18 protein-coding genes and 1 pseudogene are annotated in these 20,612 nt (G+C 48.3%); 10 read left to right on the forward strand and 9 right to left on the reverse strand.

Features of this window, described 5'->3' with window-relative positions:
- Window positions 1-194 precede the first annotated feature (194 nt).
- Window positions 195-833 carry a pyridoxamine 5'-phosphate oxidase gene (gene pdxH / locus BZG75_RS03310; protein WP_077576151.1) on the forward strand — a complete coding sequence of 213 codons (639 nt, stop codon included), beginning with the start codon at window positions 195-197 and terminating at the stop codon, window positions 831-833.
- Window positions 834-892: 59 nt separating this feature from the next.
- Here pdxH and BZG75_RS03315 read toward each other — a convergent pair whose 3' ends face one another.
- The 3 genes from BZG75_RS03315 to BZG75_RS03325 form a co-directional block, all read right to left on the reverse strand.
- Window positions 893-1,609 (reverse strand): helix-turn-helix transcriptional regulator, encoded by a 717-nt coding sequence (locus tag BZG75_RS03315; protein ID WP_077460814.1) that lies wholly within the window; start codon window positions 1,607-1,609, stop codon window positions 893-895.
- A gap of 498 nt (window positions 1,610-2,107) precedes the next feature.
- The gene (locus tag BZG75_RS03320) at window positions 2,108-3,961 is read right to left on the reverse strand and encodes an SUMF1/EgtB/PvdO family nonheme iron enzyme (protein ID WP_077576152.1); all 1,854 of its coding nucleotides are present in this window, start codon (window positions 3,959-3,961) and stop codon (window positions 2,108-2,110) included.
- Between the two features lie 164 nt (window positions 3,962-4,125).
- The gene (locus BZG75_RS03325; RefSeq protein ID WP_077576154.1) at window positions 4,126-4,311 is read right to left on the reverse strand and encodes a hypothetical protein; all 186 of its coding nucleotides are present in this window, start codon (window positions 4,309-4,311) and stop codon (window positions 4,126-4,128) included.
- Between the two features lie 306 nt (window positions 4,312-4,617).
- On the opposite strand from BZG75_RS03325, the gene BZG75_RS03330 reads away from it, so the two are divergent.
- From BZG75_RS03330 to putP, 4 genes are all read left to right on the forward strand, one after another.
- On the forward strand, window positions 4,618-5,391 hold the full coding sequence (locus tag BZG75_RS03330; protein WP_021024058.1) for an AraC family transcriptional regulator: 774 nt from the start codon (window positions 4,618-4,620) through the stop codon (window positions 5,389-5,391).
- 241 nt (window positions 5,392-5,632) lie between these two features.
- Window positions 5,633-8,755 carry a bifunctional proline dehydrogenase/L-glutamate gamma-semialdehyde dehydrogenase PutA gene (putA, locus tag BZG75_RS03335; RefSeq protein WP_077576155.1) on the forward strand — a complete coding sequence of 1,041 codons (3,123 nt, stop codon included), beginning with the start codon at window positions 5,633-5,635 and terminating at the stop codon, window positions 8,753-8,755.
- A gap of 22 nt (window positions 8,756-8,777) precedes the next feature.
- Window positions 8,778-9,488 carry an aldehyde dehydrogenase family protein gene (locus BZG75_RS03340; protein WP_077576157.1) on the forward strand — a complete coding sequence of 237 codons (711 nt, stop codon included), beginning with the start codon at window positions 8,778-8,780 and terminating at the stop codon, window positions 9,486-9,488.
- 47 nt (window positions 9,489-9,535) lie between these two features.
- Window positions 9,536-11,032 carry a sodium/proline symporter PutP gene (gene putP / locus BZG75_RS03345; RefSeq protein ID WP_077576158.1) on the forward strand — a complete coding sequence of 499 codons (1,497 nt, stop codon included), beginning with the start codon at window positions 9,536-9,538 and terminating at the stop codon, window positions 11,030-11,032.
- An 84-nt stretch (window positions 11,033-11,116) separates the two neighbouring features.
- Here the strand turns inward: putP and BZG75_RS03350 are convergent, their stop codons facing one another.
- Window positions 11,117-14,068: a ligand-binding sensor domain-containing protein gene (locus tag BZG75_RS03350; protein WP_077576160.1), complete on the reverse strand. Its 2,952-nt coding sequence runs from the start codon at window positions 14,066-14,068 to the stop codon at window positions 11,117-11,119.
- A gap of 143 nt (window positions 14,069-14,211) precedes the next feature.
- Between BZG75_RS03350 and BZG75_RS03355 the strand changes: the two genes are divergently transcribed.
- Window positions 14,212-14,946, forward strand: coding sequence for a GntR family transcriptional regulator (locus tag BZG75_RS03355; protein WP_108742872.1), 735 nt, complete (start codon window positions 14,212-14,214; stop codon window positions 14,944-14,946).
- Here the strand turns inward: BZG75_RS03355 and BZG75_RS03360 are convergent.
- The 5 genes from BZG75_RS03360 to BZG75_RS03380 all read right to left on the reverse strand — a co-directional run bounded on the left by BZG75_RS03360 (window position 14,926) and on the right by BZG75_RS03380 (window position 18,148).
- A complete protein-coding gene (locus BZG75_RS03360) occupies window positions 14,926-15,594 on the reverse strand; it encodes an HAD-IA family hydrolase (protein WP_077576162.1) in 669 nt (222 codons plus the stop codon). The genes BZG75_RS03355 and BZG75_RS03360 overlap by 21 nt on opposite strands.
- Window positions 15,595-15,810: 216 nt before the next feature.
- Window positions 15,811-16,365 (reverse strand): DUF1415 family protein, encoded by a 555-nt coding sequence (locus tag BZG75_RS03365; protein WP_077576163.1) that lies wholly within the window; start codon window positions 16,363-16,365, stop codon window positions 15,811-15,813.
- A 55-nt stretch (window positions 16,366-16,420) separates the two neighbouring features.
- A complete protein-coding gene (locus BZG75_RS03370; protein WP_077576165.1) occupies window positions 16,421-16,888 on the reverse strand; it encodes a CreA family protein in 468 nt (155 codons plus the stop codon).
- Window positions 16,889-17,036: 148 nt separating this feature from the next.
- Window positions 17,037-17,369, reverse strand: coding sequence for a hypothetical protein (locus BZG75_RS03375; RefSeq protein ID WP_077576166.1), 333 nt, complete (start codon window positions 17,367-17,369; stop codon window positions 17,037-17,039).
- Between the two features lie 101 nt (window positions 17,370-17,470).
- Window positions 17,471-18,148 carry a hypothetical protein gene (locus BZG75_RS03380; protein WP_077576168.1) on the reverse strand — a complete coding sequence of 226 codons (678 nt, stop codon included), beginning with the start codon at window positions 18,146-18,148 and terminating at the stop codon, window positions 17,471-17,473.
- A 373-nt stretch (window positions 18,149-18,521) separates the two neighbouring features.
- On the opposite strand from BZG75_RS03380, the gene BZG75_RS03385 reads away from it, so the two are divergent.
- The 4 genes and pseudogenes from BZG75_RS03385 to BZG75_RS15190 form a co-directional block, all read left to right on the forward strand.
- On the forward strand, window positions 18,522-18,923 hold the full coding sequence (locus tag BZG75_RS03385; RefSeq protein WP_077460801.1) for a GFA family protein: 402 nt from the start codon (window positions 18,522-18,524) through the stop codon (window positions 18,921-18,923).
- Between the two features lie 12 nt (window positions 18,924-18,935).
- Entirely contained in the window at window positions 18,936-19,454 is a 519-nt protein-coding gene (locus BZG75_RS03390) for a GNAT family N-acetyltransferase (RefSeq protein WP_077460800.1), read from the forward strand.
- A gap of 185 nt (window positions 19,455-19,639) precedes the next feature.
- Window positions 19,640-19,897 carry a glutathione S-transferase N-terminal domain-containing protein gene (locus tag BZG75_RS03395; RefSeq protein WP_077460799.1) on the forward strand — a complete coding sequence of 86 codons (258 nt, stop codon included), beginning with the start codon at window positions 19,640-19,642 and terminating at the stop codon, window positions 19,895-19,897.
- Window positions 19,898-20,544: 647 nt separating this feature from the next.
- Window positions 20,545-20,612 (forward strand): annotated as a pseudogene (locus BZG75_RS15190) (type VI secretion system tube protein Hcp); the annotation flags it as partial.

The raw sequence follows: 20,612 nt of genomic DNA on the forward strand, positions 1-20,612 counted from the left end.
CTTTTCCTCGTATCAGTGTGAGTACTTTCTAGTCTAGATGAGCGAGTCACTTTTCACCGTATTGCTAGGAATAGGGTGACTTTGGTTAAACCATAAAAAGTCGCCTGGTAGGCGCCATGTATAGCTGAAAATCAACTTGTTAATCAGCGTTTTCCTGCGCAAAATAGTGGAAAGTAAATGAATGGGAGAGAGCAATGGATTTGTCCGATATTCGACGAGAATATACAAAAAGGGGATTGCGTCGCGACGATTTGCCGAGTACGCCAATGGATCTGTTTGAGCACTGGCTGCAGCAAGCGATTGATACTCAGGTGCCCGATCCGACCGCGATGACGATTGCGACTGTTGATGAGCATGGGCAGCCTTTTCAACGCATCGTGTTATTGAAAGATTTTAACCAGGATGGCTTTGTATTTTATACCAATCTAGGCAGTCGCAAAGCGCTACACCTCAAGGAAAATAGCCAAATTAGTTTGCATTTTCCCTGGCACTTTATCGAGCGGCAAGTCCACATTATGGGTGAAGCCGTGCCTTTGAGTAAAAAAGACGTTTTTAAATATTTTACGTCTCGTCCAAAGGAGAGCCAAATTGCGGCGTGGGCGAGTAAGCAGAGTGAACGATTGTCTGCGCGATCGGCGCTAGAGGGAAAATTTTTAGAGCTGAAAAAGCAGTTTGAGAAAGGTGAAGTGCCGGTCCCCACTTTTTGGGGCGGTTATCGTGTGATACCTAAGAGCATTGAGTTTTGGCAAGGCGGTGCGCATCGTTTGCATGATCGATTCTTGTATCAACGACAAAAAGATGAAAGCTGGGACATTGAGCGCTTAGCACCGTAAACCTGTGGAAGAGGCCAATATAGCGATATATTGGCCTCTTTGTTTGTCGTTTTGTGTTATTAATCTCGAAGCACGATAGAGAGCTGTTGGGTTAACAGGCTTTCTGGTATTGCAGATCCAAACCCTTGCGCGAGTGCGCGTTCAAGTAGCGCCGCTTTGGAGTCAGCCTCGAACTTCTCGCGTAAGTGCGCAAAGTGGTTTTCGATGGTTTTGACGGAAACGGATAAGGTGTTTGCAATGCTCTGCGGCTTTTTGCCGTGTAAATGAAGGAATAGAACTTCCTGCTCACGCGCAGTGAGATGGATATGTGATTGGTGGTGATGATGATCCGTTTGCGCTTCTTCCGGATGTGTCACCGCATGACATATCCAGTGACCCACTTCTAAAATAGCGGTATCACTCAGCTCTTGGCCACAAAACATCACACCGCACACTTCACCCTTGTCATTATACCAAGGCGTTTTTGTAAATAAGTGCGCGTACCAGCGGCCGTTCGCGTAAGGATGAATGTCGAGTACACGAAGACGCTTACCCGTTTCCATCACGTAATGATCCTGTGCCTGAAATTGACGCGCAAACCGTGTGGTAGGGCTAGGCATATCGTAGTCAGTTTTACCGATACAGTCTTGTGGCTGTTCGAGGCCGATGAGCCGGCAATATTCAGTGTTGGCATAAACAAACACTGAATGCGTGTCTTTACAGCCCCAACAACCGGGGAGCTGCTCAAGCATAGACAAAGCTGGAGGCACGGGGGAAGGAGAGAGCGGGTGATTCATATAGCTTACCGACGCGTTATTATTGTTTTGAGAGTAACGATTCTGGGTCGATAGTGAAAAGTCGACAAGCTATTGGAGCATAAAAAAAAGCCGGCATAAAGCCGGCAAAGACAAGATTTCCCCGAAGGGAGTTATCCTGTACGACGTGTAGAAGAGGTTGTCTAGATAATTCACTCATACCATGAGGGTAGTTGATATAAGCTCTTTATCTGACTGCACCTAACAGTGTTAGGAACTGCAAACGCGTCTATCGGGACAAATTGCGTTTACAGACCTTACTATATCTAGAAGATTAGACGTTGGGTAGGGGGGGTTTGACCTATTGACACAGGATAAAGCAACTTAATATCAAGATTGTTATGCTGCAAGATGGCAGAGCCGGTAATAGGCGAGTTAACTTTGGGTGGGTAAACGTAGTAAGCGTAAGTAAGAAACGTCCGATATAAAAAACGCCGCTTTTTTAGCGGCGTTTGTTTTATATGTGGGTGAATGCTTAATTTAGCGAGTTTTAATGTGTCTGATAACTCGAAAACCAAGGTAATTAGCACTGGTGTTTTCACCCAACTCTAGACGCTCAGAGGCACGTGAACGCTGAGGAGAGAAGTTCCAAGCGCCACCACGTGCAAGCGGCGTGTCGCTGCCAACCCACTCCCAGACGTTACCCGCGGTGTCATAAACACCGAATGGATTAGGCGGAAAGCTTTTCACGGGGGAGGTACGATCGTTAGACCAGACTGTGCCGCTCCAACCGGTATTCGCATTTCCTACGCCAATGTCATTGCCCCACCAATAGTCACTTTCTGTGCCGCCGCGTGCCGCGACTTCCCATTCAACGTCGTTAGGAAGTGCATAATGTTGCCCAGTTTGCTGGCTGAGCCAATCAATATAGGCGTTGGCGTCGTCTTGGTTAACACACACAACGGGCGAATCAGCCGCTTGATCAAAGCCTGGCTGACGCCAATCTGATTCTAAACTTTGACTGATTTCACCGTTTACCAGCGTATTACAGCCATTGCCTTGTTCCGCGGCAGTGACATACCCAGACGCAGTGACAAAGGCATCAAACTGCTCGACGGTGACAGGTGTGGCGCCTATCGCGAATGATTGCTGAATTGCCACCTTTTCGCGCGCATCAGGGCCCACTTTGTACTCACCGGCGCCAATGACGACCATTTGCGGTGCTTCCAGGTTTTTTGCAACGGGATCAGTAAACTTTTTGCCTGGACTGGGCGGCTGGTTTGGCTGCTCTCTAAGCTTGGCCCATACAACTTGATCTTTACCTAGATAAATTTCTCGATCATAGGGAATAAAGCCGGGTTTGGTCACCGTCAGATCGTGATTACCAACCGGTAACATCAGCTCGACGGGTGTACTGCCATAAGTCACATCGTTGATGGTTACGTTGTCATCATAACGGTTAGAGCGGACAGTCACGTTTACCCAACGTTTTGCCTGCTGCTTACGCTGTGCTTGTTTCTGTGCTTGTGTCGTCTCAACACAGTATCTGTCTTCCAAATCAAGCAAACGGCATGAGGCTGTCTTATCCGGACGACTCACCAGCTCTGCTTTTATCCGAGTAGTGTAATCCGTGCCGCCGGTAAAGCCCGCGTCCATGATCTCGCTGTTGGTCACGTGAATATTGAACGCCACGTTATCAATATTTTGTTTCACAGCGTCTGATTCGGTAACAAAGTTGGTTACCTGACCACGGAACTCTCGAATGGCTTTCTGCATGGTCAAGGTCTTGCCTTGATTTGCACAGGAAGACAGTGTCATGTTTGGCGAACAAGTCAGGCTATGGACAACCTCGATGGTGTCTTTCTGCGTTAGCTCTTTGCGCAGACGCTCTGCACGGGCTTCGCGCATCGCTTCATGCAAGTTTTCTAACGTCGTTGCCAGCAATGCTTGCTTACGCTCGAGTTTTGCCAGATGTTTTTTCTGCTCAATAATCGCGGTTTCGTTGGCAGCCTGTTCGCGCTGCTGATCATTCACCTTCTGCCATGTTTGTTGGTAGGCCTGCTGATACGGGCTAATATCTGTGCTCGGATCGGCGATTAAATCCTGAAATTTTGCATCGAGCTCTGCTTTTGCATTGCTGCGTTTGCGCTTCAGGTTGCTCAGCTCATCTTCTAACGTCGCGCGCTTAACCAGAAGGTCATCCAACTTCGCCTGCTGCAGAGCCAGTTCATCGTTTCGAGACTCCAGTGAATCTTCTTTATCACGGAGCTTCTCTACCAACTCACTGACCGGATCGAGATTATCAGCGGAAGACGCGTTTTCAGCGAACGCCAACTCGGTTAGCAGTAGGGGAGGGAGCGCTAAGCATAACGCTTTTAAATATTTCGTTGTCATAGTTCCCTTGCTTACGCATGTCGCAATAATAATACCTATGTCCAAAAAGTAGACTATCACGGAAACCCGTGTTGCCACGCAAACCGTGTTAATTATTTGACGGCAGTCAGCATTCTGCGACGTGATCGGTGCAACTGTGCTCATGGTTTTAGGTTTATGGAAGATTACCTTAAGCGGTCCCATGCTTCAAATAAGATTGCATGATGACGGATTAAATCGGAAGAATGATCAAGGGGTTGATCGCCCGCGATCGCACCGAAACGATGATCAAGAGAGGCTTGTCCCCATCGAACCTTGACTAACGCATTGATATTAAATTGTTTAGTTAGATTTCTATCGTCTTTTTTCATCTTGTTAGTCTTGCCTTTTCGATGATCAATCGTAAAAACATGAGGGATCCTTCGCATTTTCAAGGTCAAAATGACATTCGCCGTAAAAAATGCGGTACTTGATCATAGTTCCGTAAAATTGCCATGATGGAAACCACATCATGTGTGATTGGTCGTTTTAGCTATTAGTTGGCCGAGAACAATGGTTAGCCGAGAACAATGGTTAGCTGAGAACAGAGAAGCATTCGCGAATGGGGAGAAAGCGTGCCAGAATAAAGAAGGGTTAACAGACGATGAGCCAAAGATCGTGAATAAGGGAGGAGCATAATGGCTGCATCACCGAAGGTTTCAGAAGTCATTGCCTTACCCAGACAGCCACGGCACCACAGTCATGACTACAAACAAGTGGTCATTGGGCTGCAGGGACAAACGGAGTTTGATGTTGGTGGACGAGGAAGTCTTATTGGTCCAGGACAGGGCTGTTTGGTCGCGGAATCTCAAGAACATGCTTTTACTGGCGTGGGACGAAACGAAATTTTAGTGATTAACCTTCCTTCGCAAGAATGGTCAGAGCAAGCGTTAATGCATGAAAATATTGCGCGCTTATTTGCTCGTGAGCCTTATTTTCAATTGGATACTCACGCACAAATACTGATCAAAGCATTATCGGCAGAAATGATTGCTAATCCCTCCGATCCTTTGCTCAGTCGTGCCTGTGCCGATACGTTAATGTGTGTGTTGCACCGTCACTTCCGGGATCATGTCTCTCCTCGTCGCGATGGCCATCGATTAAATATGGATATTATCGATCGCTATATTCATCAGCATATCAGCCGTAAGATCACAGTTGCGCAATTAGCGGGCAGTGTTTTCTTGGCAGAAAGCCAGTTTCATCAATTATTTAAACAACAAGTCGGGACCACTCCGCATCAATATGTACTGGATAAACGCTTTGCAATGGCAAAGCAGCTTATCAAAGACAGTGATCTAACCATGGCTCAAATTGCAGACAGTTGTGGTTTTTCTAGTCAAAGTGGATTTACTAATGCGTTTTCGCGCTATTTTGGTTTGTCGCCCGCCAGGTTTAAATGCACACCTTAAGCCAAAGATTATCGCAATTTACCCAGCATAACGTTGCACCACATCGACTCAGCTGCCGATCATTTGTTACGCCTCTATAGCGATCGGCGACTTTATTTGTTAATCATCGGAGGATTTTGCAATAATGCCGGTGTTTTTTGTAAGACCTTACTGATAGACCACGCATAGAATCGATCGCAGAGTAACAATGACGTAACATTTTCCTGCCCGAGTTTGGGAGGACGTGAGTGAGGATACCGCTATGTTTAAAGCCATCGATGCTATGCAGCCCTCGTTTATCGAGCGCCCATTAGCGAAGATTTGGTCTGAAATCTCTCCGCTTTATTGTGTTGACGAAAGTGAGTGGCTGAAAGAACTCATTCCGCTTGCGCAAGCTTCAGAAAATGAGCGAGAGCAAACACGTCGTCAAGCGACTCAGTTAATTGAGCGGGTACGTGCTGATAAAAAAGCCGTACAAATGATTGATGCGCTGTTGTTGGAATACAGTTTAGACACACGGGAAGGCATTCTGTTGATGTGTCTTGCCGAAGCTCTGATGCGGGTCCCCGACGCGCATACTGCTGATGCGCTTATTCGTGACAAACTCAGTGTTGCTGACTGGAAAGCACATTTGCGCCACTCTGATTCCTTGTTTGTCAACGCTTCCACCTGGGGGTTAATGCTAACAGGTAAAGTGGTGACCTTAGATGAGAGCACCGAAGGCAAACCGGCGTCAGTGATCAATCGCCTTGTGAATAAAATGTCAGAGCCTGTGATTCGCCAAGCGATGCATCAAGCGATGAAAATCATGGGTCATCAGTTTGTGCTTGGGCGTGACATTGATGAGGCGCAGAAAAACGGCGAAGGCCCGCGCACGAATGGCTTTACGTACTCGTTCGACATGCTCGGTGAAGCGGCATTAACTCAAGATGATGCCAAAGCCTATCTCAACGATTACTTACAGGCGATTGAGTCCGTCGGCGAGGCGAAAGCCAGTTATCAAGGACCGTCACCATCCGTCTCAATCAAGTTGTCTGCCTTGCATCCACGTTATGAAGCGGCAAATCAAGATCGTATGATGACAGAGATGTTTGAGACGGTTCTGGTTTTGCTGAAACGTGCGCGTGAAAAAGATGTTGCGATCACCATTGATGCGGAAGAAGCGGATAGGTTGGAGCTTTCGCTTGCGCTATTTGAAAAGCTATATCGCGACCCTGTGGTGAAAGGTTGGGGTAAGTTTGGTTTAGTGGTGCAAGCCTACTCTAAACGCGCGCTACCTGTGATCACTTGGTTAGCGGCTTTAGCAAAAGAACAAGGTGATGTGATCCCAATGCGGTTAGTAAAAGGCGCTTATTGGGACAGTGAAATTAAACTGTGTCAGCAAACTGGGCATCACGGTTATCCGGTATTTACCCGCAAAGAAGGGACAGACGTTTCTTACCTCGCCTGTGCACGATTCCTACTTAGCGAGCATATACGCGGTCTGATTTATCCGCAATTTGCCAGCCATAATGCCCACACGATTGCGGCGATTGCGTCTATGGCGACACATAATGACTTTGAGTTCCAGCGCCTACATGGCATGGGCGATGCGCTTTACAATCACGCCAAAGCCTTGTTCAACACCGACGTGCGTATTTATGCGCCAGTCGGCAGCCATAAAGATTTGTTGCCTTATCTGGTTCGCCGTTTGTTAGAGAACGGTGCCAATAGTTCGTTTGTACATCGTTTGGTTGATGCCCGTTGCCCGATTGACGATTTGATTGCCGATCCGGTTGATACTTTGTGTGCTAATCACACCTTGCACAACGATCGCATTCCTATGCCGCAAGATATTTTTGGGCCCGCCCGTAAAAACTCGCAAGGTGTCGCGACGGATATCGAATCAGAATGGCAACCCTTCCAGGACAGTGTTGTTCCCTTCATGGGCGAGTATCAATGGCAGGCCGGCCCCATTGTTAATGGTCAGCGCCTGAAAGGCGATACGCACGCGATAACCGCGCCCTATGATCGCAATGAGTCCGTAGGTCACGTTGATTGGGCAACGGCTGAACAGGTGAATAACGCCCTCGATATTGCGGCACAGGCTTATCCGACATGGCGAGATACCGAGGTTAGCCAGCGTGGTAAGTACTTACTTGACCTTGCTGATAAACTAGAAGCAAATTTGGGTGAGCTGGTGGCGATCTGTCATCGTGAGGCGGGTAAAACTATCCACGATAGCATTGATGAAGTCCGAGAGGCCGTCGATTTTTTACGTTATTACCCCGAGCAGGCTAAAGCGTTGCAAACGGAGCCACTGGCCTATCAAGGCTTCGATGGACAAGCACAATCGGTGACCTATCAAGGACGCGGTGTCTTTACATGTATCAGCCCTTGGAACTTCCCATTAGCGATTTTCCTCGGCCAAGTTGGCGCGGCGCTTGTGGCCGGTAATACTGTCGTGGCCAAGCCGGCCGAACAGACATCTATTATTGCTTATCGCGCGATTGAGTTGCTGTTAGACACTGGGATCCCTGCTGGGGTGATTCAGCTATTACCTGGCAGTGGCCCTGTGGTGGGAGCGCCTCTCACCGAGGATACGCGTATTGCAGGGGTCGCATTTACCGGATCCACACCAACAGCACAGCGTATTACCCGCACCTTGGCAGAGCGCGATGCCGATCCTGTGCCAGTTATCGCGGAAACCGGGGGGCAGAATGCAATGCTAGTGGACAGTACGGCATTGCCCGAGCAGGTGGTGCGCGATGTATTGCGTTCTGCTTTCGCCTCTGCGGGTCAGCGCTGTTCAGCATTGCGTGTGCTTTATATTCAAGAAGACATTGCTGACCGCGTGATTGGCTTAATAAAAGGGGCGATGGCGGAGCTGTCTGTGGGACGCCCAGAGCGGCTATCAACCGATGTGGGGCCAGTGATTGATCAAACGGCGAAAGACAAGCTTCTTGCTCACATAGAACAGATGAAGCGCAGCGGTAAGTTGGTCACGCAAGTTCCACTCTCTGAAGATTGTGATAAAGGAACGTTTGTGCCACCAACGGCGTTTGAAATCCGCAGTATTGATCAACTGAGTGAGGAGCATTTTGGTCCCATTCTACATATTGTTCGCTATCGCGCGGATGCGCTCGATAAGGTGATTGATGATATCAACCAAACAGGTTTTGGCTTAACCATGGGGGTGCATAGCCGCAATGAAACGACCTGCGCCCATATTGAGCATCGTGCTCGGGTAGGTAACTGTTATGTCAACCGTGATCAGGTCGGCGCTGTCGTTGGCGTTCAACCCTTTGGCGGTCGCGGCTTATCGGGAACTGGGCCTAAAGCGGGTGGACCACACTATCTGTATCGCTTTACGCAAGCATCAGTAAACGTGCAACAAGTCGGTTGATATCAGGATCAGGAGAAGCGTCATGCATCAATTAAATAGCGTTTTAGAGCAGTGTGAAGCGGTTTGGGAAGACTGGAATGATCAAACTGTCGCCGGTCGCATTGCGTTATTGCAACGGTGGTCTGACACGGTCGCCGCTCGCGGCGATGACTTTGCCCACGCAGCGAAGATGATTCGTTTTCAGTGTGAGAACGCTCAGCGCTTGCTCGATAAGGTACACGAATTGCCTGGCCCGACTGGTGAAACGAACGAGCTGTATACGGCAGGAAGAGGGACTATCGCCATGACAGGTGATGCGTCTCTGACGTCTATTGCTTTGTGTGGTCAGTTAGCGGCTGCGTTAGTGGCGGGTAACTGTGTCGTCGTGAGCGTGGAAAGTTCGCATGCGGACAAAGCCGACGCGGTCATGGCGGATCTTGTTAAAGCTGGATGTCCAGATAGAGTCGCTGTACGTGTCGATCTAGAGATGTACAGTGATCTATTCAAGCATCCGCAGGTCGTTGGTGTAGCGACGACTGGAACCAAAGAACATGTGCGAGACGTCAATCGTCAGCTCGCACAACGACAGGGTGTGATTGCGACACTGGTTGCGGAAACCGACACTGAGCAGTATTCAGTGATTGGTAGTCCTGACTATGTGTTGCGTTTCGTGACCGAATGCACCCGAACCATAAATATCACTGCTGTAGGTGGTAATGCCACGCTTCTGGAACTCGGTAGTGGTGAACATTAACTTTCCAGAAATGGCCCCGATTGGGGCCATGCAATTGAGGGACACATATGATAGACAATAGCTATGCCATCAGTGCAACCTTTCTGGCATATCTCATCATGATGCTTGCCATTGGTGTGTATGCCTACAAACGGACTTCTAACTCCGAAGATTATTTCCTCGGTGGCCGGTCGTTAGGCCCATGGCCCGCTGCGTTGTCAGCAGGGGCATCAGACATGAGTGGGTGGTTGCTGCTTGGGCTTCCTGGCTATGCCTACGCTGCGGGAATGGAATCACTTTGGCTTGCGGGCGGTTTGTTGTTGGGTACTTATCTTAACTGGTTAATTTGTGCCAAACGCCTGCGGACTTACAGTATTGAAGCAGATAACGCGCTGACGTTACCGGAATTTTTTGCTCGCCGTTTTGAGGATAAATCAAAATTGCTGCAAACCATCTCTGCTTTCTTCATTTTGCTTTTCTTCCTTTTCTACACCAGCTCAGGCTTGGTTGCAGGGGGTAAACTGTTCACCACGGTATTTGGGTTTGATTACACAACCGCGGTGGTGATTGGCACGATTTGTGTTGTGTCATACACCTTGTTTGGTGGCTTCTTGGCGGTATCTTGGACTGACTTGGTGCAAGGACTGTTGATGGCCGCGGCCTTGTTGATCGTGCCATTTGTTATTATGGACGGCAGCATTTTCAAATTGGGCCGTGATGTTGCCGCAATCAATCCTGAGCTGATGACGTTATGGCGTGATGTAGATGGTGAGCCACTCACTTGGATCAGTATCGTCTCTTTGGCGGCCTGGGGCTTAGGTTACTTTGGCCAGCCACATATCTTGGCGCGTTTCCAAGCGACTCGCTCCAATAAAGACATTACCACGGCGCGTCGTATCGCAGTGGGTTGGTCTGCATTATCCATGGTCGGTGCGGTCTTGATCGGTTTAGTGGGTATTTTGTACGTGCAGAATGATATGTCAGGCACCCTGGCTGACGGTGAAAAAATCTTCATGTTGTTGGTCAATGCGGCATTCCATCCAGTGATTGCAGGTATCCTGTTGGCGGCAATTTTAGCGGCGATTATGAGTACAGCAGATTCTCAACTATTGGTATCGTCGTCTGCGCTCGCGGAGGATTTTTACAAGCAAGTTTTCCGTCCGGACGCATCGACCCAAGAAGTGGTCATGGTCGGTCGTGGTGCGGTTATCTTGCTGTCTGCGATTGCGCTTGGCTTAGCCATGGACCCTGATAGCTCTGTTCTGGGTCTGGTGTCTTATGCTTGGGCTGGCTTTGGTGCCGCATTCGGTCCTGCCTTGTTGCTCAGCCTGTTCTGGCGTGACATGAACCGCAATGGTGCGCTGGCTGCGATTCTTGTGGGCGGGATTACCGTGGTGGTTTGGAAACAAATACCTGGCGGTATCTTCGATTTGTATGAAATCGTCCCTGGCTTCTTGTTTGCGGGCTTGAGTGCCATTATCGTCAGTAAGTTGACGGGCGGGCCAACTGATTCTGTTACTAAACAATATGAATCATATGAAAAGAGCTTAAAGACTATGCCTTAAACGCAATGAGCGTATAAGCTCATTGGTTTATCCTGCATGTGAAACTTATCAGGGAGCGTTTAACGCTCCCTTTTTACATCATCATCACGCAGTATCATTGCTTTGGCGAACACAGTTACGTCCATCGCGTTTGGCCCGGTATAAGGCTTGATCGGCTTTCTTTAACCCATCGACATAGTCTGATGCCTGGTGGTTACTTGCCACGCCAATACTGACGGTAATACTAAGCGAGGGAGCAATATCGTTTAGATCTAACGCCGCAATTCGGCGTCTTAAGCCGTCAAAATAGCGATAACCGTCTGCAGGCGTTCCCGCTAATAAAAGCGTAAATTCTTCACCGCCCCAACGAGCGATATGACGCAAATGTGTCTGCTCGCGAAGAAGTAAGCTACCGACTCGCTGAATAATTTGATCCCCCACCAGGTGAGAATAGTGATCATTAATGCGTTTAAAATGATCAATGTCTAAGATCGCGACTTGCAAATCTGTCCCGGATTGGCGCGATTCTTCGAATACCTGATGCCAATATTCATCAAAGGCTCGTCGATTGGCCAGTCCAGTGAGGGCGTCTTCTTTAGACATTCGTTCGAAGTCATCGGCTTGGGCTTGTAAGGCCTGGGTTTTCTCTTCGACTAACGCTTCGAGTTGGATAGCTTTTTTCTTCATGTGTCGAATACGCCACATAAACGCGGCGTAGGCCGCAAGCACAGTCAGCAAAAAGCCTAGCGCTCGCACATCAGCGCGTTGCCACAGTGATGGCATAACGCTGAAGTGATAACTGAGCACATCATCACTCCAGTCGCTATAAGGATAGCGAGCACTTACTTTAAAGGTGTAATCACCTGGTGGTAGGTTCGTATATTCGGCAATATGGTTTTCATGGCGGTATGCCCAATCAGATTCGAACCCTTCTAACTGCGTTCGATATTGGATTTGCTCCGGCATGGTATACCCGAGGGCGGCATAGGAAAACAAGATACGGTTGGTCCCCGCTGGTGCCTTTCCCGTCGTTTCAGGGTTCATGTCTTTGCTGTCGAATCGTACGGTCTGCATGACTATGGGTAAAGGGTGACTCAGTAGTTGGGATAACCGAGTCGGATTAACGCTAGTAACGCCTTTGGCAGTGGCAAAAATAATGTCTCCACGTGATGTTTTAGTTGCCGCAGGGTTTGAGCCACCGTTAGCTTGGCTGTTCAGCATGCCGTCACTTTGATCGTAATGTTCAAAGTCGATACGCGTGCGTGTTTTATCTGCAACTTGATGGGCGTGATCATAATTGATACGCCAGATACCTCGGTTACTGGATAGCCAAAAGCTTTGATCATCACCTTTCACAATTTGAAAGAACTTATCAATTGGTAGGCCCTGCGGTCTGCCGACTAAAGCTTGGTGGCCGTCAGCTTGTCGATAGCGCACAATACCGCGATCGGTGGCCATCCAAACGTACCCCGGCTCGTGGAAAAAGCCAAAAACATATTGGGCCTGCTCTTGTGCGGAAAAATCGAGTGTAGTGATTGTCTTTTCTAACAGATAGCTGGCGCCGCGACCGGTGCCAATCCATAGCTTATCGGTGTCATCAAATGCCAGCGACATAATGTAGCTGCCAGGTAACGCACTGTTTTGGCTATGATAGAGAGCCTGTTTTTGATAAGGCACTGATGCTGCGGTTGGTGATTTGCTTTGGTGTTGATCAAACTCGACTAAGCCACGTGGTGTTCCCACCCATAAGACGCCATTACGTTCGACAACTGCTCGTATTTCGCTATCTGGCAATTGGTCATTGATGGTGTTGGCCGCCGTGAGTGAGCCTTGGTGCCAGTAGTAGAGCCCTTTTTGATAAGTCCCTACCCATAGTCCGCCTTGCTGTCGATGCGCGAGACTAAGGACTGAAATATTATCGGCGAGTACGCGTGCGTTGCCCGCTATCGTATTAATCTGACTCAATCCTTCGCTGGAACCCGCCCAAACAGTATTGCCGTCACCTCCCAGTACGGTGCGCACGTAGTTACCTGCGAGTCCATTGTCTTTGGTTAAGGTGACAAAAGGGGCGTAACGAAGCCGCATTGCTCCGCCATTAGTGCCTATCCAGATACTGCCCTCATTATCCTCAAACCATGAAAGAATACGATTATTCGGGAGTCCTCGATGACCATCCAGGAAGTCGAGATGATTGTCACGCAGGTGTGCGATCCCACGGTTGAGTGTGCCAAACCAATAGGTCCCGCGGCTGTCTTGTTCGACCATGGTGATCGCTTGGTTGAGCAATGCGCTTGCCAGTGGCGTCCAACGTTCGTTTTTATAGCGCCATGCACCGCTTTCTGATCCCACTAACAATGCGCCATCTTGACTGCTGGAAACATAAAATGCTTTGGTAAAAAGGTTATGAAACGAAAGATGAACGGCGCCGGCGTGTTTGGAAAGCTGGTAAACACCGTCCTCAGTGGCGGCATAAATATGGCCTTGATCGGTTTGTGCTAAGTGGTAACTACTGGTCGTCTTAATAAAATGCTGAGGGTCGGGGCTTGGCTGCCTCAGTTGTTTGGACGTGTAATAGAGCACGCCCATCCCCTCTATAGCAAGCCACAATCCTCCAGACTGGTCATGCAGCGCATCGTTTATTAAGCTTGGTGCCACCGGTAAGTTCTGCCAAGAAAAGCCGCTGCGCATCACTAGGCTGCCGCGAGCGCCCCCTGCGTATAATTGGTTATCAGGTCCAGTGGCGAGTGCACGGGTACCGGAGTCTTGCATGTGCGTGTTCGGGCCGCGATCAAACAGGACAAATTCGAGTCCGTTGTAGCGAGCGACGCCTTCCCACGTTGCAAACCACAAGTAGCCATCAGAGGTCTGTTCAATGGCATTGATGCTGTTATGCGGCAACCCGTTGGCCGTTGTCCACGTTTCAATAAAATAGTCAGAAAGCGGGTTATCATCCGCATAGCCTAACGGTGTAAAACCAAGCCAGCAAAAAAGTACAGTGCATACAAGACGTTGGGCTAGTCGTGTGGGGAAAAGTTTTTGTACGCTCCTTGGATGCATCTTTTGTTCTTTGCTCCGATTGCAAGTAGACTGGCAATTCTATCTTAATCACTGATTGATTCTTGGACATTGTGGTCAGGTTTTAACAGCAAGTTGAGAGAGATCACACCAAAAATATGAACATCAAGCAGATGTGACCTTTGATGATGCAGTTTATGGCGATTCGCCAGCAATTATTAACACAAATCGATCGCGGGCTACTGGCTCCGGGGAAAAAGTTACCGGGGGAGCGACAGCTCGCGGAGACGTTTTCGACTACGCGCGTGACCTTGCGCGAAGCGCTTGCTGTATTAGAAGCAGAGGGGCGCTTGTATCGGCGAGATCGTCGAGGTTGGTTTGTCGCACCCACGCCGTGTCCTTATGATCCGACTCAGTTAAGCGATTGGCAGGAGTATTTTGGACCGTATGGTGGCCAGTTTGTTTGGCATGCTCAAACCAAGAAGATGGCTGATGCTGCGATCAGCGATCACATGTTACTTCCTCCTTTCGGTCAAGTGTATGAAGGCGAGGGGCGCGTATGTATCGAGCAATTACCGGTGGGATGGATACGGACGTTTCTGCACCCTGATTTCTTCCCCACTGTGTGGGAGACTGGTGACAAGGCGAGGCTAGATCATACGATACGCACTAACTGGGCGCTTGCAATGGCTGAGGTCAGTTGGTCAAGTGCTTGGGAGGCGCTCGCATCGTCGCAAAGTGGTGGCTTAGAGGTCGCGCCAGGCACACCGACATTGACGTTGACACGCTATTGGCGGATAACGCAAGCAGACACGTGGCAAACCGTGCGTATTGATCAAGAATGGTGGCGGCAACATGCAGTTGCGCTGTGTGGACGATCCACTAACCAGAAAAGCGGATCAGCACAACAGGTCGATTAGGTCTTCAATACTGAATGCGCGCGTCACTAAAGGATGATCAGTCGTCCGCACATTGGGGTTAGCGTTAAAATGGACAGTACGCATGTGTGCGTTAATCCCTGCTTGGATCCCTTTGTTGGTATCGTCGATAAAGATGCATTGCTCTGTGGGGCAGGCCATATTCATTGCGGCATAGTGAAGGAGATCAGGGGCAGGCTTCCAGCTGTTGGTGTCAAAAGCACTGAACAAGCGATGTTGGAAATAAGGTAGCAGCTTGGTGAGTGCTAATGCGTGTTCCATTTTTTCAACAGGGCCATTGGAGGCGACACAGGTATCAATACCTTGCTGATTAAGCGCCTTGATTAGCGTTTCTATGCCTTTAACTGGTTGTAGCTCCGCTTCAAAGTACTGATGGCATAAATCACGAAAACGCGGCTCGAGCTGGTCGATAGGGATATGTGCGCCGCTTCGCTCACACGTGCTTTGCAGTACATCTGAGAGCTTTCCACCTTCGAAGTGATCAAGAGATTCTTGTAAGCTAATCACGACGCCAAATGTCGCGAAAGTTTCCACCAAGGCTTTATGCGATAGTTTCTCTGAGTCAACCAGCGTGCCGTCGCAATCGAATATGACGCAGCCAACTGGGGCCTCAAATCTGTTGTAAGACATAGTCACTCCCTTGTTCCTCTCCTTGTATCCTTAGATGCGCACGGTCAATCAACAAGTCGATGACATCGGAAATGCCAACTGTGTCTTACATTCTTGCCTGTTTCGTTATCAAAGTTAGTCAGGGATCGACTTTTGCCATACCCAATATTGGCGATGGATGATCACCGCTGACACTTCAATTAAAGGTAGGCACTTCAATCAAACGCAGGTCATCATTTAATTTTGATCATCGTTTATCCAAGGGAACAGTGTTTGACGTTGAGAGGGTGTCAGCGCTTCAACGCAGGCAACGTTGCGCTCAGGGATAAGTGCGGGATCTTGACCATAATGCTCAAGCGCACGCGACATGCTTGCTTCTCGAATTAAATGGAAGCATGGATAAGGAGAGCGATTGGTAAGGTTTTCGCTATCTTCTGGGGCGCAGCCGTCAAAACAGTATTCAGGATGAAAACTCGCGACCTGGAACCGGCCACGCCAACCGTAATGATCAATTAGCGCATCGGTAGCTTCAACCAGTGCAAGATAGTGATCAAAGTCTGCTAGTGCATCGGGGACGACGACCACGGTTGTATCTGTGATGGTGGCGTCTGTCTGCGTCAGATGCACAAATGCGTGATAAATCGCTTCGAGGATGGCGTCATCTTCCGTTGCATAACAGATATCTAGCCGAATTTGTTGGTTGCGACGGGGCTTGGCGGCGAATGGACAGAGATTTAGTCCGATCACGACATCATCGAGCCATGCATCCATTTGTGTTTGTATCGTATTCATAAAAGATCGCTCATAGGAGTGGCGCATTAGCAGATAACGACTACGTCTTGGGTTATTAGTGTTTTTGTGGCTGAGATTGGTAGGCTTTGGTTCCCCATAGCGGAACTGTCGAAAGACTATGTTTAAAGCTGCCTGACGTTTCTTTGGTCGAGTACGACAAATACATAAGCGTTTGATTTTTAGCATCGAAAATACGACGAATTTTCATTGACTTAAAAAATATACTTTTCGACTTTCTAAATACTATTTCGCCGGATGTACTTTTATCGATATTGGCAAGCATCTCGGGCGTAATCTCGCCAGTTTGTCGGCATGAAATCGCGCTGTCGCTTGGATCAGAAAAGCTCAAATTAGCCTCAACAGACGCAACATGGCATGTGACGCCACTGACCACAGGATCGACAAGGTGATTGAGTTTAATGTCTTTCATGGTGAACATGCCTAAGCTGACATCGCCCACTTCATCGTTTTCACAACCGACTAGTGTCGCCGTTAAAGCCAAAATCAATAGCGTTTTTCTCATCGTTATACCCCTTGTTAAGTTGTGGTCGAAGTGTACCACAGCCAATACTAGGTATGGGGTATCAATCAGCGTTTATCGCCGGCGTAGTAGATAAGGGGGGGCTAATTGGCTATCAAAACGAGAAGCTGAGTGCCACATTTATGGCACATCAGTTATTACGAAATTGCGCGTCGCCATCTTTACCGGACAGAGACTCGGGCTCGAATGTCAACAACACGTGTGCGGCATCACAATAGCTACCGGTGTCAGCAAATGTTTTGCGTGCTGCAGCAATCTTGCGTTCGGCAATCCGACGGATATTTTGCGTGTTCGTTTGGTTGCTGAATGTCATTTGCTGGCTGATCATTTCTTGTCCAAACGTCGATTTGCAAATAGCCTCATTCTTTCCTGTCACCAGCTGTTCGGCTTTTGGTTTATCCTCTGTATTGGCGTGAGCGAAGACACTCATAAGGAGAATAAAAACCGCAAATGTTCTCATCATGCTTTCGGCTTCCTATGCTATTTGTTTCAATCTTAGCATTAAGCAGCGACGTCGCCCACTGGCGACGTCAAAACAAGATAAGTATTTGGGGAAGAGGGTGATTAGACTGAGATATCACTTTCGATTGTCGTTGAGCTTGGCCGAGTTTTTGGTACGAAACTCAACTTCTTTGCCTCAACAAGATACCCGAGAGCCGAAAGCCAAATGAGTGAATAAGCGACTAACTCAGTACTTTCTTCAGCGATATTTTTCACATCTCGCACGTAGTTGGCGCCCATCGCTTGTTCCCATAACTCGCCCATACCAAACAAACGCGAATACACGAGTAACAGCGCTAATGCGATCATTAAAACCGTGCTGTGTCTTGAATGGATTGCGTGCGCAAGGCTAGTGAGGGTTTCACGCCAGTGTTTCAATGCGGGCCAAATGGCGAGCCCCGTTACAATTAATGCCGGCACTTTCCAAAAACCATGCATCACCATATCAAGTGTGGCATCCAGCTCTCGGATCATTAATACCAAAAAAAAGGCACTCATTAGCCCAGCTGCGTGGTGAAGGGATTGACTGAGCTTAGCGACACGACGAAACGCAAATACGGTCGCGGCGAGTAGCCCCAGTTGGGAAAGCTCAATCAATGATGATTCGGAAGCAACGTTGTGCGACGCGACACTGTAATGAACAATGCCTGCAATACCTGCGAAGTAAAGGGCGATTGCAAAAAATTGTCCGGCGCCTTTAAGCACCGTACGCGCAGCAGATGAAGATCGTGGTAATGTCATATTATCCTCAAGTCGATAAAACGATCTGCCCGTCCGTAGCAGGTGTCACCACCCTATGTGTGACCCTTGTCCCAAAAATGTCATTTGGGTCGATAGTACGGCGGGCTTCATCAAACTGCAATAATTTATGTGATCAATGTCACTATATGTTCAGGAGTGCGTCAGGATTGTGAGCATTTATTCGTTAGGTGCCTGGTTAGAACGACGCGTTGTCAATAAATTTACACTGTAAATAGTAGTACGACGACGAGATAAGACAATTTCTCTGGGAAAGATTAATAGATAGCTATGACTATGAAATTAAACATTTTAATTGTTTTTTGTTAGGCAAGAGCAGACAATAGAGTCTGATACTTTAGATAGAGGTATGCTCATGTCCACTCTCTCTGCTAGCTGTCTATGCGGTGGTGTCCGTCTTACATTACCTGACACTTTCCTTTATATGGGAAACTGCCATTGCTCTGAATGTCGAAAGTTTACTGGTTCAGACTATTCATCAGTCGGCGGCATAGAGGCAGACAAAGTCTCGATCACGGCTGGTCAAACGCATATTCGTTATTATGAGAAAAGCGCAGAAACGGTGCTTGCTTTTTGTGGGCAATGTGGGTCGAGCCTTTTCTCTCATAAAATCAATAAGGGAATGTTCAATATTCGTCTAGGAATTTTGGATACCGCCCCACAATCCGCGCCAAATTTTCACATTCACACGGCGTCGAAGGCACCATGGCATACGCCTAATGAGGCATTAAAACAGTTTGAACATGGGCCGGATTAAATTGATCGTGTTATGCAGTTACTGATCCGCCCCCTTACCCTCGCCGATACGGACTTGCTGTTCCATTTTGAACAACAAAACCGTGCTTATTTTGAAACCTATATTGAATCGCGCGGTGAGGCGTTTTATTGCCGAGCAGGTGTATACGGTCACATCTGCGAATTACTTGCCTTACATCAGAAGGGGCAACACGTACCGATGTTGATCACGGATGCCGAGGGCCTGCTTTTGGGACGGGTCAATATCAGCCAAATTGATGCGGTATCTGCATCAGGTTCATTGGGATATCGCATTGCAGAACAACACACCGGGAAGGGGGTTGCCTCTCGAGCGGTAAAGTACGCTCTAGAGGTTGCGCGCGAATACGGACTTGTGAGACTCAACGCCATGGCGTCTACGACCAACATGGCATCGCAAACAGTGTTGGAGCGGAACGGGTTTAACCTATGCGATAAAAAATTCAACGTGGCACACGTGGCTGGCGAATTGATTGACTGTCTTTGTTATTGCAACAAATTATCCAGCGTTTGAGTGATGAGCAATATACCTTGAGGTGATAGATTAATTGTCATTTAGCTCTTAGTTGCTCATGTAGTGCCAATAAAACAGGCTAACGACTAGCGTTAGGACCAAGTTTAATGCCATCATTACGTAGAGTGAATTCACACAGTTGGTGGTATTTGAAGAGCCGCCCTGATGACCTAAAAGGAAACATAATGGCTGATTTGAACGGACTAAGCTTGTATCACAAAGAGCACTGCCCATTTTGCCATAAAGTGCGTGCAGTCATGACAGAGCTTAAGTTAGATATTCCGCTGGTGGATATGAACGCTAACGCCGAAGAATGGCAACGCCTACAGACCGAAGGCGGCAAAGGCATGGTGCCTTGTTTGCGTATTGACCAAGGCGGCGAACCCCAGTGGATGTACGAATCGGACGACATTATTGAATACTTGCGTGACAACTTTGCGTAATTGAACCAGATACTGGTAACGAGGGTCGCAGTTATCGATGCGACCCTCTTTTTAAGTATTATTATCTGTATGCCAGCCTCTCCGCCTTCTTCAACGCCCTGTGCACTGTGTCAGCACTCAAGGCCGCTGACCTTCCATCACTTGATCCCCAAAACTTGTCATAACAACAAATGGTTCACCAAGCGCTTTTCCCGACCCTACATGCGCGAAAACGGTATTTGGGTATGCCGGCCTTGCCATGCTTTTATTCATCGCCAATTCAGTGAAAAACACCTGGGTCGCGCATTACACAGCCTCGACCTTTTACTCGCTGAGCCTGTGATCCAAGACTACATCCACTGGGCCCGCAAACAGAGATCGTAACCAAGTAATAAGTGTGCGATGACCCACTAACAATGCCGAGTGGGTTCAAAAAAATAGCGATGAAAATGACAACACAAATACCAGCTCGTTAACCTGCTGGCTAAGCAACTTTTTGCTTGGCTTGGCAAGAAGTTGCTTGGCACGTGCAAAAAATTGGTCAGTCATACTATAAAGCACTGATTTTTAATGGTAAAAAACTTGGCATGCATTTCGCAGGATAAGAGAGCGAACAGGCACACCGCCACGGTGGCGATGTGTCTTCCATGACATACAAAGGAGCGATTATGCCAACGCCATGTTATATCTCGATTGAAGGCGAAACTCAGGGTTTGATTACTGCCGGTGCCTGCAC

The sequence above is a fragment of the Salinivibrio sp. AR640 genome (assembly GCF_001995405.1).
Lineage (GTDB): Bacteria > Pseudomonadota > Gammaproteobacteria > Enterobacterales > Vibrionaceae > Salinivibrio > Salinivibrio costicola.

Coding starts and splice junctions, on each gene's coding strand:
- BZG75_RS03315 (WP_077460814.1), bottom strand. CDS start 1,609: ATGAATCACCCGCTCTCTCCTTCCCCCGTGCCTCCAGCTTTGTCTATG.
- pdxH (WP_077576151.1), top strand. CDS start 195: ATGGATTTGTCCGATATTCGACGAGAATATACAAAAAGGGGATTGCGT.
- putA (WP_077576155.1), top strand. CDS start 5,633: ATGTTTAAAGCCATCGATGCTATGCAGCCCTCGTTTATCGAGCGCCCA.
- BZG75_RS03370 (WP_077576165.1), bottom strand. CDS start 16,888: ATGAGAAAAACGCTATTGATTTTGGCTTTAACGGCGACACTAGTCGGT.
- BZG75_RS03365 (WP_077576163.1), bottom strand. CDS start 16,365: ATGAATACGATACAAACACAAATGGATGCATGGCTCGATGATGTCGTG.
- BZG75_RS03340 (WP_077576157.1), top strand. CDS start 8,778: ATGCATCAATTAAATAGCGTTTTAGAGCAGTGTGAAGCGGTTTGGGAA.
- putP (WP_077576158.1), top strand. CDS start 9,536: ATGATAGACAATAGCTATGCCATCAGTGCAACCTTTCTGGCATATCTC.
- BZG75_RS03350 (WP_077576160.1), bottom strand. CDS start 14,068: ATGCATCCAAGGAGCGTACAAAAACTTTTCCCCACACGACTAGCCCAA.
- BZG75_RS03320 (WP_077576152.1), bottom strand. CDS start 3,961: ATGACAACGAAATATTTAAAAGCGTTATGCTTAGCGCTCCCTCCCCTA.
- BZG75_RS03360 (WP_077576162.1), bottom strand. CDS start 15,594: ATGTCTTACAACAGATTTGAGGCCCCAGTTGGCTGCGTCATATTCGAT.
- BZG75_RS03390 (WP_077460800.1), top strand. CDS start 18,936: ATGCAGTTACTGATCCGCCCCCTTACCCTCGCCGATACGGACTTGCTG.
- BZG75_RS03385 (WP_077460801.1), top strand. CDS start 18,522: ATGTCCACTCTCTCTGCTAGCTGTCTATGCGGTGGTGTCCGTCTTACA.
- BZG75_RS03325 (WP_077576154.1), bottom strand. CDS start 4,311: ATGAAAAAAGACGATAGAAATCTAACTAAACAATTTAATATCAATGCG.
- BZG75_RS03395 (WP_077460799.1), top strand. CDS start 19,640: ATGGCTGATTTGAACGGACTAAGCTTGTATCACAAAGAGCACTGCCCA.
- BZG75_RS03355 (WP_108742872.1), top strand. CDS start 14,212: ATGATGCAGTTTATGGCGATTCGCCAGCAATTATTAACACAAATCGAT.
- BZG75_RS03330 (WP_021024058.1), top strand. CDS start 4,618: ATGGCTGCATCACCGAAGGTTTCAGAAGTCATTGCCTTACCCAGACAG.
- BZG75_RS03375 (WP_077576166.1), bottom strand. CDS start 17,369: ATGATGAGAACATTTGCGGTTTTTATTCTCCTTATGAGTGTCTTCGCT.
- BZG75_RS03380 (WP_077576168.1), bottom strand. CDS start 18,148: ATGACATTACCACGATCTTCATCTGCTGCGCGTACGGTGCTTAAAGGC.